13 protein-coding genes are annotated in these 16153 nt (G+C 40.9%); 3 read left to right on the top strand and 10 right to left on the bottom strand.

What is annotated here, in order from left to right:
* Positions 1–192 precede the first annotated feature (192 nt).
* Positions 193–666, bottom strand: a complete 474-nt coding sequence (locus VRK28_RS07280) for a DUF721 domain-containing protein (protein ID WP_063528638.1) — start codon at positions 664–666, stop codon at positions 193–195.
* 525 nt (positions 667–1191) lie between these two features.
* Between VRK28_RS07280 and VRK28_RS07275 the strand changes: the two genes are divergently transcribed.
* The 3 genes from VRK28_RS07275 (at position 1192) to VRK28_RS07265 (ending at position 4817) form a co-directional block, all read left to right on the top strand.
* Positions 1192–2079, top strand: a complete 888-nt coding sequence (locus VRK28_RS07275) for an NTP transferase domain-containing protein (protein ID WP_332393655.1) — start codon at positions 1192–1194, stop codon at positions 2077–2079.
* A 41-nt stretch (positions 2080–2120) separates the two neighbouring features.
* Positions 2121–3200, top strand: coding sequence for a phosphotransferase enzyme family protein (locus VRK28_RS07270; protein WP_332393654.1), 1080 nt, complete (start codon positions 2121–2123; stop codon positions 3198–3200).
* A gap of 213 nt (positions 3201–3413) precedes the next feature.
* A complete protein-coding gene (locus VRK28_RS07265) occupies positions 3414–4817 on the top strand; it encodes an MBL fold metallo-hydrolase (RefSeq protein WP_332393653.1) in 1404 nt (467 codons plus the stop codon).
* A gap of 290 nt (positions 4818–5107) precedes the next feature.
* On the opposite strand, the gene VRK28_RS07260 is transcribed toward VRK28_RS07265, so the two are convergent.
* From VRK28_RS07260 to VRK28_RS07220, 9 genes are all read right to left on the bottom strand, one after another.
* Entirely contained in the window at positions 5108–6130 is a 1023-nt protein-coding gene (locus tag VRK28_RS07260) for an IS110 family transposase (protein WP_332393652.1), read from the bottom strand.
* Positions 6131–6288: 158 nt separating this feature from the next.
* Positions 6289–6633: a four helix bundle protein gene (locus VRK28_RS07255; RefSeq protein ID WP_130167815.1), complete on the bottom strand. Its 345-nt coding sequence runs from the start codon at positions 6631–6633 to the stop codon at positions 6289–6291.
* Between the two features lie 94 nt (positions 6634–6727).
* A complete protein-coding gene (locus VRK28_RS07250; protein WP_332393651.1) occupies positions 6728–8866 on the bottom strand; it encodes a YjbH domain-containing protein in 2139 nt (712 codons plus the stop codon).
* A 278-nt stretch (positions 8867–9144) separates the two neighbouring features.
* The gene (gene galU, locus VRK28_RS07245; protein ID WP_063530175.1) at positions 9145–10053 is read right to left on the bottom strand and encodes a UTP--glucose-1-phosphate uridylyltransferase GalU; all 909 of its coding nucleotides are present in this window, start codon (positions 10051–10053) and stop codon (positions 9145–9147) included.
* 282 nt (positions 10054–10335) lie between these two features.
* On the bottom strand, positions 10336–11292 hold the full coding sequence (locus tag VRK28_RS07240) for a DHHA1 domain-containing protein (protein WP_332393650.1): 957 nt from the start codon (positions 11290–11292) through the stop codon (positions 10336–10338).
* A 170-nt stretch (positions 11293–11462) separates the two neighbouring features.
* A complete protein-coding gene (cysC, locus tag VRK28_RS07235; protein ID WP_253109157.1) occupies positions 11463–12062 on the bottom strand; it encodes an adenylyl-sulfate kinase in 600 nt (199 codons plus the stop codon).
* Positions 12063–12121: 59 nt separating this feature from the next.
* Complete coding sequence (locus tag VRK28_RS07230; RefSeq protein WP_105180723.1) at positions 12122–12511, bottom strand: four helix bundle protein; 390 nt, start codon at positions 12509–12511, stop codon at positions 12122–12124.
* A gap of 500 nt (positions 12512–13011) precedes the next feature.
* A complete protein-coding gene (locus VRK28_RS07225) occupies positions 13012–14739 on the bottom strand; it encodes an SLC13 family permease (protein WP_332393649.1) in 1728 nt (575 codons plus the stop codon).
* Positions 14740–14824: 85 nt separating this feature from the next.
* Positions 14825–16123 carry an oligosaccharide flippase family protein gene (locus VRK28_RS07220; RefSeq protein ID WP_253109163.1) on the bottom strand — a complete coding sequence of 433 codons (1299 nt, stop codon included), beginning with the start codon at positions 16121–16123 and terminating at the stop codon, positions 14825–14827.
* Positions 16124–16153 lie beyond the last annotated feature (30 nt).

Here is a 16153-nt window from a genome sequence, read left to right as displayed (position 1 = left end):
GATGCTGAGAAGCTCAAAACTGAAGGCTGAAAGCTGACGGCTCCTTAAATTTCACGCCTACCTCAGAACGTGGGAACGGCTTTAGCCGTGAATTGTTCTAAACACTTCGGCACTAAAGTACCTCCTACGGGGTAGGCTCACAAACCACACCGTCAGCTCAAAACTTACAGCTTATAGCTTAAAGCTATGCCTTTACTTTTTCCGCCCATGCTGTGCTAAACGCTCTAACTTCGCTTTTAACGATGGGGGTGCATCTGCGGCGATGGCGCTGAGGTAATCGGCTGTTTGTTCGCTCATTTGACGTTTAGAAACAGGCTTTTCTTCTGGCTTATTTGTTGCTGATAAGCGCTGAGTTGCCTGTGGGTTTGCGGTAATTTTAATTTGCCCAAGCTCTACCATGCCAGAGGCACGAAAATGCGAAAGCATATCCATTTTTAAGTAATTTAAACGCAGTGCAATCGGTGCCGAAACCGCTTCTATCATCAAAGTGCCATCGCGGTAATTACTTACTCGGCATTTTTTCGAAAGCGTTTCACCTAAAAAGTCATCAAGAATGGTTTGTTGAGAAGACAAGCCTTGGGTTTTACCAGCATAAGATGCCAAGCGACCACTCAAGCCCGCCATAATATCGCCAACAGCCTTTGGCGCGTATCTATCTTTTGCCATTAATCGTCTACCTAAAAGGGTTAATCACCACAAAGAGAATATACCACCTACGTAAATATGAAGCTATTAGGTTTGAGAGTCGAGATGCGAGGTTCGAGGTACGAGGTTCGAGATGCGAGGTGCGAGGTACGAGATGCGAGGTACGAGATGCGAGGAACGAGGTGCGAGGAACGAGGTGCGAGGAACGAGGTGCGAGGAACGAGGTGCGAGGTACGAGGTGCGAGGAACGAGATGCGAGGTGCGAGGTGCGAGTTATCGTAGGCGTCACGCTTGCTTGGCGCGCCTGCCATACAACGCGAGTCATGCTTATAAACACATAACCAACAGGCGATGCTGAGCAGCTCAAAACTGACAGCTGAAAGCTGACGGCTCCTTAAATTTCGGCACTAAAGTACCTCCTATGAGCTAGACCCACAAACCACACCGTTCAACTTAAAACTTACCGCTTATAGCTTAAAGCTTCTCTTCCTCCTGCGTGATTGTTTCTGGTACACTTTTCCTTTGTTTTTTTATTTAACTTTCGCGATGACTCAACACTCTCTTACTTTAATCGTATTGGCTGGCGGGCTGGGTAGCCGCTTTGGCGGAAACAAACAGATTGCCGAAATACCAGGGCTGGGCTGTACCATCATGGAGCTTAGTATTCAGGATGCGGTTAAAGCGGGTGTGAGCCAAGCGGTGATCATCATTAATAAAAAAATTCGTGAAGAGTTTGAAGCGACGATTTTACCGCGCCTACCTGAGTCGCTCGAAGTAATCCTCGTTGAGCAAGAAATTAGTGCAGTGCCTCATGGCTATGAGCACTTAACTGCTGAACGACAAAAACCTTGGGGTACAGGTCATGCATTACTTTGCGCAAAACCCTATGTAAATAACCCTGCTATTGTCATTACCGCCGATGACTATTATGGCGAGTCTTCTTTTACCATTATTAGCGAACACTTCAAACAGCATAGCAATTGGGCGATGGTAGGCTACCCAATAAAAGATACGCTCTCCGAAGAAGGTGGTGTAAATCGTGGTGTATGCTCTGTTGATAGCCACCAGCATTTAACTGATGTGGTCGAGTACCTAGATATTAAACTCGAAAATAATGTTTTAAAAGGCAACAATCCACATGGTGAGAGATTACAAATTGTCGATGATGCCCTAGGCTCTATGAGCTTTTGGGGAATAACACCCAGTTTATTTAATGACTTAGAAACAGGCTTTATTGAGTTTTTAGAAAATACTGACAACGGTGTCACGAAAGAGTATTATTTACCAAATGAGATACAACTCGCGATTCAAGATAACCGCCAAGCTGTAACCGTTTATACTGCACAAGAGCCATGGTATGGCGTAACCTACAAAGCTGAACTGGATGCAATAGCACACACTTTATGTCAGTTACGTCGTAAGCTAAACGATTAAACCCTCGCCTCTTCTTGCAAAAAATAAGTAATGGAAAATTAATGAAGTCTAATCCTGTTGCAACTTATCTTTCTGAGCACTTTGGCTTAAGCACAGATAACGTAACGCTAAAGCCAATTGGCAATGGCCACATCAACACAACCATGTTACTTAAATCAGAAGAAAACGCCTTGGTTGTGCAAAAGTTAAATACCGATGTGTTTCCTAACCCTCAGCACCTAGTTGAAAATGCACGACTAATTGAGCAGCACCTTAGTGAAAAACACAACAATGGTGAATATAGCCTAGAAATTATTCGTCATGTTCCAACTATCGAAAGCGACTTTTTAGTTGAATGCGATCAAGGTGTTTGGCGTGCACTCGAATTTATTGGCGGCAGTTATAGTGAAGATGTGGTAGCAACTATCTCGCAAGCACAAACTGCAGCCAATGCATTTGGACAATTCGCGCTGGCATTACAAGATTTTCAGGCTGATCAGCTGCATCATGTGATCCCTGATTTTCATAACTTAGCGATGCGTTTTGATGCCTTTAAAAAGGTAATCGAAAAAGATCCTGTAAATCGTGTGGCCCTTTGCCAAGACGACATCGATTTTTGTTTAGCTCAGCAATCACTTGTTGATGAGTTAAAACAACTTGAAGGAAACATTCCTTTAAGACCATGCCATAACGACACAAAAATCAACAACATGCTGTTTTGCACGCAATCTGATGATGCAAAAGCAGTCATCGACCTAGATACCTGTATGCCTGGTTATTGGTTATTTGATTTTGGCGATATGGTGCGTACCTTCTGCTCACCTGAGCAAGAAGATTCAACCAACCTAAATAATGTACGTGTTCGTGAAGAAATCTTCGCCGCCATCGTTAAAGGTTATGTTGAACCACTACAAGATGTGATCACCGACGCCGAAAAAGAAAGCTTCTGGCTAGGCACCAAAGTCATGACCTTTATGATTGGCCTGCGCTTTTTAACAGACTTTATTGATGGCGATAATTACTTTGCCACCAAACATGCAAACCACAACCTAGAGCGCGCCCGCAATCAGTTTGCTTTATATCGCGATATTCTTGAAAAAGAACATACGTTAAAAGCGATATTAGAGATAAATAAAGGGTAAAAATATAGTGGTTAGTGGTTAGTGGTTAGTGGTTAGTGGTTAGTGGTTAGTGGTTAGTGGTTAGTGGTTATAACAAAGTAAAATACAATTCATATGTAGCAAGCTCTTTGTTTAATTACACAAAAAATAAAACCATCCTCTCGATCAACTGATATCTAACTTCTAAAATCTAACCACTAAAATAATATCTAGCCTTAAAATCAGGAGATTTTTATGCATATAAAGCACCACGGAGCGGTGAAAGGCGTAACTGGGTCTTGCCACCAGCTATTTATTGATGACACAAATTCTGTACTTGTTGATTGTGGGCTATTTCAAGGGGAAGACAGCAAACAAAACTTAGCTATCGAGTTTGATATATCAACGGTAAAAGCGCTGATTGTCACACACTGCCATATAGACCATGTTGGTCGCATACCCTACTTACTTGCCGCAGGCTTTAAAGGACCTATTTATACTTCAGCCGCTACTGCTAAGCTACTGCCTATGGTGATTGAAGATGCTTTAAAAGTGGGGGTAACTCGCGATGAAGCAATGATCCGCACTTGCTTAAAGTTACTAAAACAACAAATTGTCTCTCTTGATTTCAACACATGGTACTGCATTCCCGTAGGAGTGGGCTTTAGCCCCGAAAAAGTAGCCTCAAGCAATCAAAACCCCTTATATAAACTTCGCCTGCAACGTGCTGGGCACATTTTAGGCTCAGCCTATGTTGAAATTGAGCTAGGCAAAAAACCAAACTCGCATAGAGTGGTATTTTCAGGTGATTTAGGTGCACCTTACACGCCATTATTACCAACGCCAAAACCGCCTTACCGCGCCGATACATTAGTTATTGAGTCAACCTATGGTGATAAAAACCATCAAGGTCGTAAAGAGCGTGTAGCCGTTCTTAAAAAAGTTATAGAGCGTGCCGTAAGCGATAATGGTGTGGTACTTATACCCGCATTTAGTATTGGCCGAACTCAAGAGCTGCTCTATGAGTTTGAACAGCTTATTCACTCTGCAAGCAAACGTTCTATGTGGCATAAACTGCAAATTATTGTAGATTCGCCAATGGCAGCCAATTTCACAAATGAATATTTACACTTTAAAGAACTGTGGGATAACGAAGCCAAAAAACGCGTAAAACAAGGCCGTCACCCGCTCGACTTTAGTCAACTACATACAATTGATAGCCACCAAGAACACCTTGCCCTGATTAACTTTTTAGCCTCTAAACAACAGCCGGCAATAATCATTGCTGCCAGCGGTATGTGTAATGGCGGCAGAATAGTTAATTACCTAGAACGGTTTTTACCCGACAAAACAACCGATGTCATTTTTGTTGGCTACCAAGGGCAAGGAACTTTAGGCCGAGAAATTCAAAAATACGGCCCTCGCGGCGGTTATGTATTTATCGATAATCAAAAAGTAATGGTTAAAGCGCAAATTCATACCATTAGCGGCTACAGCGCCCATGCAGATCAAAAAGGATTAATCAGATTTGTCACCGGCATGCGCAAAAAGCCAAGTTTAATCAAAATTGTCCACGGCGATGATCAAGCCAAACAAGCACTAGCAGAAAAGCTAAAAGCAGAGTTAGGCGAAGGGACAAAAGTAGAAGTTAGCGGTTAGCGAGTTGCGAGTTGCGAGTTGCGTATATGGACTCCCCCTGTAAGGCAAGAAAATTCAAAGTGTAATTTGATAATAGCAAGTTCACGTATATTCGGCCTTATTATGGGGAGCTACCCCGAGACCTGAATGGCTTAATCCACTGTATTCAAGGCTCCTTATCGAGATTAAGGTATCAACGTACCATCGCAACTCTCAGGTTTCACCTTGCGTGCTTGTCATCACATTACATTCGTTTTCTACTTACCTTTACTCGGCTTACTCTAGCAGTGTTATTCCCCTTATAGCTGTGACTAAGCTAAATCAGCTCTATAAGGCGTTGCGCTTTTCAGCATGGCTAATGCCATTCGTACTAGTTTATTGGCTACTGCTATCGTGATCTTATTAAAGTGATGTTTGCTTGATAATGCCCTGATCCAGCAACTCAGCTTATCTTGTTTATCGCGTATGTTTGATACCACCACACGCGCTCCATGTGTGATCAAAGAACGTAGGTATTTATCTCCGCGCTTCGAGATCCCATGTAACTTATTCTTTCCTCCTGAACCACTATGACTTGGCACAAGTCCTACTGACGCACTCGCATTGCGACCATATTTATACTCTGAGCCATTACCTAAACGTGCATAAAGAGCACTTGCTGTTATCCACTGAACTCCAGGTAAACTTGTCAGTAATTCACACTCCGAGATAGATTTGGCCAATTCAACTAGCTGCGCTGTCGCATGCTTTATTTTACTATCTAACCGATGAACCTCTTCAAGCAGATCAGCTAAAATGAAACGACTTGCTGGCGTTAATTGATTACCATCATCTTCAAGGATATCTGGTAAACGCTTTTTGAGTGACGTAATACCTTCAGGCAGCTTAACACCGTATTCTGCACCTAAACCACGAGCTCTGTTCGACACCTGTGTTCGCTGTTTTATATACCCTTTACGAAGCTTAAGTAATGATGCAAGGTCTTGTTGGCTAATTGATTTTACCGCAACAGAATAAATATTTGGGCGTTTAAGTGCCTCATAAATAGCCAAAGCATCATTTGCATCGTTTTTATTACCTGCTCGGTACTTGGCAACTATGTGAGGAGGGAGTAACTTAACTTTGTGTCCTTGTCCTTCAAATTTACGACCGTAATAGTGAGCGCTGCTACAAGCTTCCATACATATAAGTGCTTCTGGATGGTTAACAATAAACGAAAGCATCTTGTGTTCAGTCATTTTCTCATTCGACTTCAAAACACCGAACTTATTAAAGAAAGCGACTTGAAAGACTGTTTTGGCTAAATCAATCGTTATAGTGCTAGACTGTGTCATGGTATGGGCTCCTTTTTGTTTGTCACTTTCACCTTAGTCGATTTTGACAAAGGTGGGGAGTCCATACCATTGAGTTGCGAGTTGCGAGTTGCGAGTTGCGAGTTGCGAGTTGCGAGTTGCGAGTTGCGAGTAGCGAGTTGCGAGTATACAAGGGTAAATTAATTATTTTTATGTAAGTACATTAATTTACCTAGCATTTTACCAATTTCTTCACACTCATTTGTTATGAGTAAGTAGTTTTCCTTGTGCAAGTAACCCAATTCAAAAGCAAGCATAACTTGTGTTTTGAGTTCACCGACGGAGCCTTTAGCTATAGAAAGGAAATGAGCTCTTTCTTTTTTAGAAAAGCGCTCATACCCTTCAGCGATGTTACTTGGAATTGAAACCGAGCAGCGACACATTTGATCTTTTAAACTAAAATCTTTGAGTAAATAAAAACTTCTATAAACTAAAAGACTTAATTGAAAAGATCTTTTCCATACATCTAATCTCTCGTAGTACATAGCCACTCCTTGGCATCAGTATCTGACTCGTATCTCGAGTCTCGTATCTCGAGTCTCGTATCTCGCTTCTCTCCCCCGCTACTGCGAGTCGCTACTATTTATAACTCTCATACGCTTCTTTCATTCGCGCTAGGTTGCTATAAATATAGCTCGAAGTTAAACGGCCACGTTTAAACATCGTATTATCTAAAGTGACTTGAGTAGAAGGAGCATAACCTTGGTTAAATACAAGCCTATTAAACTCACCAATTTGTGTTGATAGACCAACACGCCAGATATCACGGCCTTTTAACTGGCCAAACGGTGTGACTTTCATATCTTTACGCGGTGTAAGTGGGATACTCAAGCCAACCCCTGCTTTTTGCGCATCGGTATTTTCATAGAATACAGCTATGTAGCTATCACCAAACCAAAAGCGACTTTCAAGTTTTACACCACTATCACCATAAAAATACTTGCCAGCCGTAGCATGTAGGGTGATATCTTGCTCTACCCAGTTGTATTGATATGTGAGTGTTTCGTACTCACGTGATGCACGGTAATCTGCATAATCAAAATAAGCGATTTTGGCGCTTACTTTGTGACGGCCTTCAGGGCTTAACCAAGCTGTTTCGTTAATAATGGCTTTGTAATCAAAATAGTCTTTAAAGAAACCAATTTGCGTTTGGTTATAAAAGCCATACGGCAGTGCAAAAGTTTGGTGCAGCATTGCATTTACAATACCTTCATCCAGGCTGTAATTATCAAATACACCGTTATCTTCAAAGTCGCTACTTTCATCTAAAATAGTTTGGCCGGTAACCTTTATACCACCACCTTGCCACAACGGCACGTCAAGCTCGGCACGCAAACCTACAGAGTAATCAAATACTCCAAACTCTGTTGCATAAGTATTAGATAAAGCTGGGCTTAAAGTTACGCGCGGTTTAAAGTAAGGGCTTGCCTCTGCTTTACCGGCCCATACTACACCTTCAGGAATACTTGCTTTGCCCTGCTGTACATTTAAATCAGGGCTTACACCTTTTTCGATAAATAAGCGGTAGTTATCAACCTTGCCCTGAATCGCAATTAAAGGGATATCTGTTTTAGAAAGCTGTACATTAAAGTGCGTGCTTTCGTTAGTTACACTTTCAGCAATACGGCCGAGCACCACACCGATGGCGTCTATGTCGTTACGGTTAAATACCGAGTTTTCAAAGTTTACGAATACGGTATTAAAGTTATAACCAACAACTACATTCTCGAAACCATCGTTTATTAACGCTTGTTTTAATTCGATTACTTGGCTATTTAAACTTGAGTTGGCGTGTTTTTGCGTAGTTTGTGTTGGTGCTTGTTTTATGCTTGCTACTGTAACTGCCTTTGCTTGTTCAGCTAATTCTGGCGCCATTGCAGTTTGTATAAAACCAATGCCATGGTCATCGATTTTAGCTATTGGCTGTGTAGCAACCGGTGCAACATAAGGAGCAGCTTCAACTTTTTTATAATTTTGTTTATCTTCATTCGAAAGCGGCATACTAAAGTTAACACCCCAATAGGTGTCTTGTTCTGAGTAATCTGTGTTACTGTAAAAACGGCTGGTAAAGGTTAGCTCGCCAATATCATAAAGCCACTTTTTAGGGATAGTCACTTTAGCACCCGCATTAAATGCCTCTGCATCATGCTCTGCTTGTAAGCTAAACCAGTCGAATACTTGGTACTCAACGCCCCCAAACACACCATCCATAATTCCATGAGGTCGTTTACTCTTAGAAATACCAGCTGAAAATCTAAAATTCCATAACTCTTTTGATGCCACAGCATAATAAGTTTCATAGTGGTTAATATGACCACCAATATCTTTACCTCCGATAGCAAGGCTAAACCAACCTTTAGGAATATAAGGTATTTGGTACTTAGCATTAAATGATAAATCTCTAATTTGTTTCTTACCTTCTGTTGTGAACATATTGTCATGTATGGTGTTTGAAGCTATCAGACCGCTTACTTCTAAACCATCAAATAAACCTGCACTGACAATAAAGTTATGCCCATCAACATAATTACCTGATAAATCAAAAAGCTGATTATTATACCCCCCCCCTACAACCCCTTTTTCTTGGATTTCAGCATTGGGAGTATTTATTAAACCAGTATAACCAACGAAGGATTGATGAGAGTTAATTTGATCTGCAAAAACAAGTGGTGAGCTTAGAGCTATTGCACTACCTAAAAAGACATTAAGCTTAGACATAAACTATTCCGAGTTAAAATTATAAAAATCCTTAAATTAGATTAAATATAACATTAGATGTGAAAAACGAGAAGTTAATAGCGAAGGTGCTAGGTGCTAGGTGCTAGGTGCTAGGTGCTAGGTGCTAGGTGCTAGGTGCTAGGTGAACAAGATTTTATTGGGGGCGGGGTAAAGCAAGTGGTTAAAAGCTAAAAAACAACTTCTAACCACTAAAGTCTGAAATCTAATATCTAACTTCTGAAATCTAATATCTAACTTCTGATATCTAATATCTTCTTTTAAACCGCTTTTAAATGTCGCTCTGCTGGAGCTACCATTTCGGTTACGAAATCAGTGAATTCTTCACCTAAGTTTTCATCGCGCATGCTGTATTCAACAATCGCCTTTAAGTAGCCCAGTTTATCACCGCAGTCGTGAGCACGGCCACTCATATGGAATGCCTCAACGATTTCGTGCTTCATTAACTCATCAATAGCATCGGTAAGCTGAATTTCGCCGCCCGCACCCGCTGGTGTTTTAGCAAGTAATGGCCAAATCGCTTTTGATAGCACATAGCGGCCTACAACGGCTAAATTAGATGGCGCTTCTTCAGCTTTAGGCTTTTCGACCATCGTTTTAATAGGTGCACTTTCACCCGCTTTAATTTTAACGCCGCCGATATCAGCAATACCATATTTATGTACATTTTCTTGTGGTACTGGCTCTAGCATGATTTGGCTTGCTTTAACTTCATTAAAACGCTTAATCATAGCAGCAATGTTTTCGGTTTTTTGGTCAGCTGTGTAGCTATCTAAAATTACATCTGGCAGTACTACAACAAAGTCGTCATCGCCAACAATAGGTTTTGCACACATAACTGCGTGGCCTAATCCTTTAGCCTCGCCTTGGCGTACGTGCATAATGGTTACATCTGGTGGGCAAATTGAGCGCACTTCTTCAAGCAAAGTACGTTTTACGCGTTTTTCGAGGGTTGCTTCAAGCTCAAAGCTGGTATCAAAGTGATTTTCAATAGCATTTTTAGAGCTATGAGTAACAAGTACAACCTCTTTAATACCCGCAGCAACACATTCGTTTACTATGTATTGGATAAGTGGCTTATCAACCAGAGGTAGCATTTCTTTAGGAATTGCCTTTGTCATCGGTAACATACGTGTACCAAGGCCTGCAACAGGAATGACAGCTTTCATAATGTTTAGTCCCTTAATTGTAGTGATAAGAATAAATAATTACAAAGTATGAGTTATCAACCCATTTTGCGCAATAGTAAAAAAAGATTTATAAATAAGTTAGCAGTAATAATATTGACGGAGGATGAACAAAAACCGATAGGTTCTAGGATTTAGGAGCTAGGAGCTAGGAGCTAGAAGCTAGAAGCTAGGAGCTAGGAGCTAGGAGCTAGGAGCTAGGAGCTAGGAACTAGAAACCAGGAGCTAAAAGATGCTAGTGGCTGGGGTGCCACTAGCAAGGGGTTAGCTATAAAAATTAACTAGAGTAGTAATAAACTGTTCAACTTGTTGTTGGTCTAGTTCGTTTATACCTGCTGCTGCAGCGCGACCGCCGCCGGAGGCAAATTGGCTGCATACATCAACAGCGCCATGTTTATTATTAAGTGGCGCTCTTACACTTACGGTATAGCTTCCTTTATTATTATAGGTAAGTACTGCGTGGGCTTTATTAGGTGCTTGGTTTGCAAGGTCGTTACCTAATACGCCACTTACACGGCGCGCCCATGGGGCGTCATCAAGTAAAATAACCTTTGCTGTATCGCAATTATGTAAAACCTTAGCGTCAGCCGCTTTTTGCATATCAGATTTGTAGGCTTTTTCTAACACGTAATAAACCGATTCACTGTCGTTAATAGCATCAAGAGGTGACTTATATTTTAGTAACTCGTTAAATAAGTCTTCTGGAGCAAAGTGTAAATCGGCTACCTCGCTGCCATAGCCGTTATAGTTAATATAAGTGCCAAATGCTTTAAGTTGTGACTTTTCGAGCTCTGTTAAGCTAAGCTTATCGGCTTCGCTATCGGCTTTTGCAAATAAATTATCGCCATAAGCAGCAGTAATAGCCCATAAATGATACTGCTTATCGATAAGGTCGCTCACAATTAAGCTCGTACAGATGTTTGCATCTAAATCGATATGGGCAAAGAGGTTAGCATGGTTTGGAATATCACCCGCTTTATGATGATCCACATACATAACACGTGCACCTACGCACAGGGCGTCGTGCAACTCTGCCATGTTTTTTTCCATTGAAATATCGAGTACACGAATGTTATCACCAGCTTTGGGGGTAATTTTTTTTAGTAGTTGAATATCACGTTTAACACCGGTTACTTTCACGCTTTCAACAGGGTTAGCGAGCTGCAACTGTAACAGTGCGATGATGCCATCGGCATCACCATTAAAAATATCGTAGTTCATAAAATCTCAAAGAATAATAGAAGGTAGAGATTAGAAGTCAGATTACAGATGTTAGAAGTTAGAAGTTAGACGTCAGGGATTAGATATCAGATTTTAGACATCAGATATCAGATATCAAATATCAGAGGTCAGAAGACAGATATCAGATTTTAGACGTCAGGTTTCTGGCTCTAGATTTCTATAATCCCTGCTTCGCGTAAATAACCAATAATTTGCTCAACGCTTTGCTCAATGCTTTGCTCTGCTGTTCTTACATGAATCTCTGGTTGCTCTGGCACATCGAATGCAGAGCTAATACCTGTAAAATTAGGGATCTCACCGGCACGGGCTTTTTTGTATAACCCTTTAGGGTCACGGCTTTCACAAACCTCTAATGGCGTATCGATAAACACTTCTACAAATTCGCCCTGGTTCATGATGCTACGAGCGCGAGCACGGTCTTCTTTAAACGGTGAAATAAATGCCGTTGATACAATTAAGCCCGCATCAACAAACAGCTTAGCTACTTCGCTAATACGGCGAATATTTTCAATACGATCTTCGTCACTAAAAGTCAGGCCCTTGTTTAAGCCCATGCGTACATTGTCGCCATCAAGCAGATAAGTATGGCAACCTAATTCGAATAGTTTAGCCTCAACCGCATTCGCAATGGTCGACTTACCGGAGCCACTTAGTCCCGTATACCAAAGTAATACCGGCTTATGCCCTTTATGTCGTTCTTTTTCAGCACGCGAAACAGTTTGATCGTGCCATACAATGTTCTCGGTCATGGTACCTCTTGGGGTTTCTAGGTTCTAGGTTCTAGGTTCTAGGTTCTAGGTTCTAGGTTCTAGGTTCTAGGTTCTTCAAAATGATATTCAATGGCTGATTCTTTTACGCAGCCTTTTCTTAATTTTATTAACGCTGCAATCATAGCTGCAACTTCTTTAGCTTCTGATATTAATTGCAAGCCAACATGCTTATCGATAAATTTTATCTCAATACCAATGTATAATTGAGTTACGAGCTCTCCTGCAGAGCCCTTTGCATAATATAAGAAACGAGCTTCATCATTCTCTGTTTCTCTTTCAAGGCCTTCAGCGATATTAGAAGGAATTGATAATGCAGCACGTGTTATTTGATCTTTAAAACCGTAATCTTTGCAAACAAACATTACTTTATATATTTCACATGCTAATCGTGATGACTTCTTCCACACATCCATTTGTTCAAACTTCATAATTAGTCCCTTCGCCATTAAGTGAAATCCATTCACAGCTAAACCTTATCGCAAAATAAACCTAGCGCCTAGTTCCCAACGCCTGAAGGCTTATTATCACCTAGCTCCTTCTGATATCTGACGTCTAATATCTTACCTCTATAAAGTTCGATTTAAAACGTAAAACACAGTATATTTACTTTAGAATACTGAGAGGTATGCGATAAGGGACGGTAGGCAGAACTTTATATTTATATATTTCACATGCTAATCGTGATGACTTCTTCCACACATCCATTTGTTCAAATTTCATAATTAGTCCCTTTGCCATTAAGTGAAATCCATTCACCACTAAACCTTATCGCAAAATAAACCTAGAGCCTAAAGACATATTTCTAGCTAACGCCTAGCACCTAGCTCCTAGCATCCTAGCTCCTAGCATCCTAGCAACCTAGCCCCTATCGCCTATTACCTAGCCCCTATCGCCTAACACCTAACACCTAACACCTAGCACCTTATACCTAAAACGGAAAAAACACGGGTATCAGGGTCAGTACCACTAGGCTGTAGGTGATTGAGATCGGTAGGCCGAACTTTATGAAATCGGTTAGCTTGTAGTTGCCGGCATTGTAAACCATTAGGTTGGTTTGGTAGCCGTAAGGGCTAATAAAACTGCCACTTGCGGCAAAAGCGACTGCAAGTACAAATGGCATGTAACTTACGCCTAGACCTTGAGCGATAGTAAATGCAATGGGAAATGTCAGCGCTGCTGCTGCGTTATTAGTTATTAACTCTGTAAATAATAGAGTAAGTAAAAATACACCAATAAAGGCTATATAAACGCTTTGCCCAGCAAGTAAGCCTTCGACTTGCTCGGCTATTAGTTTAGATACCCCTGAATTATCTAAGGCTGTAGCTAATGTTAAAGCACTCATTACAATAAGCCAAAGCTCTAACGGAAAGCGTCGCTTAATTTCGTTTAGCGATAAACAGCGGCAACCCACCAGCACGGCTAGGTAAAAAATAAAGCTTTTTAATAAGCTAATATCAAAAACTAACGAGCCCGCAATGGTTGCCACAAAGCCCCAAGTAACAATACGCTCTTTTAAGCCTTTAAGCATGTTGTCGGCTTTTACACCGCTCAATATAAAAAAGTTTTTCGTTAAGTTAGTACGCTTGGCAAAGTCAGGGCCGACCGCAAGAATCAAAAAGTCGCCACTTTGAATGGTGATATCACCGAGCTTACCCGAGAGCTTTTCGCCTTCGCGGCGCACTGCAACTACCGCGGCATCGAACCTTGCGCGAAAGCCGGCCGTTTTAAGGGTTTTACCTACCACTGCAGCACCTGGCTTTATAACGACTTCGGTTAAGTTATCGCGTAGTAAACCATCTTGCTCTGCAAATAAACTTAAACCTTCAAATTGCTGTAGCACCAGTACTTTAGTGACATCGCCCGAAAAAATAAGTTTATCGCCTTCACGGATCATTTGCGTAGGCGAAACTGGCGAAATTAAGCGGTTATCGCGTACTACTTCAACCAAAAATAGTGACTCTAAGCTACGCAAACCATTTTGTTCTACCGTTTTACCTATCAGCGGTGAGCCGTTATTCACTTTAGCTTCAACAAAATAATCGCTAGAGGTTTCATCTTTGCATACTTTACCTTTTAAACGGTTAATCGTGAGTGCCATCACTAGCACACAGGCTACTACTGCAGCTAGGCCTATAGGTAAAAAGTCAAAAAATTTAAAGCCCTGGGCACCCCGTTCAATCAGCATAGAGTTAACGATTAAGTTAGTTGAGGTGCCAATTAAAGTGAGGGTGCCACCTAAAATAGCAGCATAAGAAAGGGGGAGTAAAAGTTTAGTAGGGGCAATCAGTTTATTGTTTTTTACCGGGCTAATTAAAGTTGCAACCACCGCTGTATTATTTAAAAAGCCAGAGGCCACAACTGTTGCGAGTAAGGTTCTAACATAAGACTTAACCACAGAGCCATTAAATAAAACATTAGCTAATTTGCGTAAAAAGCTGGTGCGTTCAAAAGCAAATGCACACACCACTAAAAGCAGTAATGTAACTAACCCTGGGTTAACTGCATTATTCAAAAGCTGTTCGGTAGAAACCAAATTAGTCGCAAAGCACGCTAAACAAGCAGCTGCAAAAACACGCTCAGGAAATTTCTGAAACTTAATTAAGCCTACAATGGTTGTAATAAATATAACCACTATCAACCATTGCTGTAAAATCATTCAAATATCCTTATTCGTAGCTCGTAGCTCGTAGCTCGTAGCTCGTAGCTCGTAGCTCGTAGCTCGTAGCTCGTAGCTCGCCAAATCATATCTTCTGCCAAAACATTAAGGTATTAAAACCTAATCGTTTTTTAACAAAATAAACGGCAAGTAAGTTTTGTAAACTAATAAAAAATGCAGTGGCAGACGCTGCACCAACAGCGCCAAACAACTTAGTGAAGATAGGCACACTGATTAAAACACCTAAGCCACTAATAAGTGTAACTAATCGCATATCGCGCTCATGGCCGCTCATCATAAGTAAAAAGCCAACAGAGCCTGTTACTACATTAACCGCTTGCCCTAAAACTAAAATCTGTAAAATTAACGCTCCTTGCCTAAATTCTTCACCAAAAAGGCCCATTAAAAATTCAGGAAACAGCAACATAAAAAGCACTATGGGTAACGCACTTAATACTAATAAGCGAACAGAGAATAATGCAGTTTTACGAATGCCAACATCATCCCCCTTAGCGTGAAAGGCTGAAAATTTTGGTGCAACAACCAAATTTACCGCCATTAAAATAAAGGTGGTTAAAAGTGCAATACGCTGTGCAATACTAAAAAATGCCACCTGCTCTGCAACTAAAAATACACCTATAATTATTGGTGCACTCCATTGTACCGCTTGACTCATTATTATTATGACCCAATTAGGCCTTGCGCTATGCCAAAGTTGTTGAGGGTCTGGCTTTTCGCCATTATTATTTAAGTTTTTAATACTTAACCAGTAAAAAAAGCAGGATGTAACACCTAACGATAAGCTCAAATAAAGTGCCGCGGTACTTGCAGACTCAGCCGCAAGCACAATAACTGCCACACCACAAAGCATAAAATGGGCAATGTTTTGACAAGGGATACTCAAAATAAGCTTATGACGTGCCTGCAAACTCATTGCTACTAACATAACTATACTGAGACCAACTATAGCTGGCGCAATAAAGCGCAGGGTAACTGTCAGCCCTTGCTTATTAAATATATTAGCGGCAAGCCAAGGGGCTAAAGCATATATAAAAACAGCAAATAAAAATGCTACAGGTAAACTAAATTTTAGCGCAAACATTAATATTGATTTTAGGGTATAACCATTGTTAGAGTTTGCTGCCGAAAATCTCAAAATCGTATTTTCAAAGCCAAGGTTTGCAATTGCTGAAAGCAACATTACTAATGCAAGAGCAAGGAAAAAATAACCAGATTGCACTGCTCCCAACTGCCTTGCAATAATCAAATTAAATAAAAAAGCCATTCCCGCACCGAATACCCTTAGAGTAAGAGCTATTGCCGCGTTTATTGCAGTATGGCGATGGTTAGCATCGTGTAAAACAGCTTTAATTTTATAAAGCATTAAAGTCTCTGTAAGTATGATGGGTTAAAA

Origin of the sequence: Pseudoalteromonas sp. P80D2 (assembly GCF_036680945.1) — a bacterium.
GTDB classification, from domain to species: Bacteria; Pseudomonadota; Gammaproteobacteria; order Enterobacterales; family Alteromonadaceae; genus Pseudoalteromonas; species Pseudoalteromonas shioyasakiensis.
Note: the sequence above shows the minus strand (reverse complement) of the source record. Positions and strands in the feature narration are given on the sequence as shown.

Coding starts and splice junctions, on each gene's coding strand:
- VRK28_RS07280 (WP_063528638.1), bottom strand. CDS start 666: ATGGCAAAAGATAGATACGCGCCAAAGGCTGTTGGCGATATTATGGCG.
- VRK28_RS07275 (WP_332393655.1), top strand. CDS start 1,192: ATGACTCAACACTCTCTTACTTTAATCGTATTGGCTGGCGGGCTGGGT.
- VRK28_RS07270 (WP_332393654.1), top strand. CDS start 2,121: ATGAAGTCTAATCCTGTTGCAACTTATCTTTCTGAGCACTTTGGCTTA.
- VRK28_RS07265 (WP_332393653.1), top strand. CDS start 3,414: ATGCATATAAAGCACCACGGAGCGGTGAAAGGCGTAACTGGGTCTTGC.
- VRK28_RS07260 (WP_332393652.1), bottom strand. CDS start 6,130: ATGACACAGTCTAGCACTATAACGATTGATTTAGCCAAAACAGTCTTT.
- VRK28_RS07255 (WP_130167815.1), bottom strand. CDS start 6,633: ATGTACTACGAGAGATTAGATGTATGGAAAAGATCTTTTCAATTAAGT.
- VRK28_RS07250 (WP_332393651.1), bottom strand. CDS start 8,866: ATGTCTAAGCTTAATGTCTTTTTAGGTAGTGCAATAGCTCTAAGCTCA.
- galU (WP_063530175.1), bottom strand. CDS start 10,053: ATGAAAGCTGTCATTCCTGTTGCAGGCCTTGGTACACGTATGTTACCG.
- VRK28_RS07240 (WP_332393650.1), bottom strand. CDS start 11,292: ATGAACTACGATATTTTTAATGGTGATGCCGATGGCATCATCGCACTG.
- cysC (WP_253109157.1), bottom strand. CDS start 12,062: ATGACCGAGAACATTGTATGGCACGATCAAACTGTTTCGCGTGCTGAA.
- VRK28_RS07230 (WP_105180723.1), bottom strand. CDS start 12,511: ATGAAGTTTGAACAAATGGATGTGTGGAAGAAGTCATCACGATTAGCA.
- VRK28_RS07225 (WP_332393649.1), bottom strand. CDS start 14,739: ATGATTTTACAGCAATGGTTGATAGTGGTTATATTTATTACAACCATT.
- VRK28_RS07220 (WP_253109163.1), bottom strand. CDS start 16,123: ATGCTTTATAAAATTAAAGCTGTTTTACACGATGCTAACCATCGCCAT.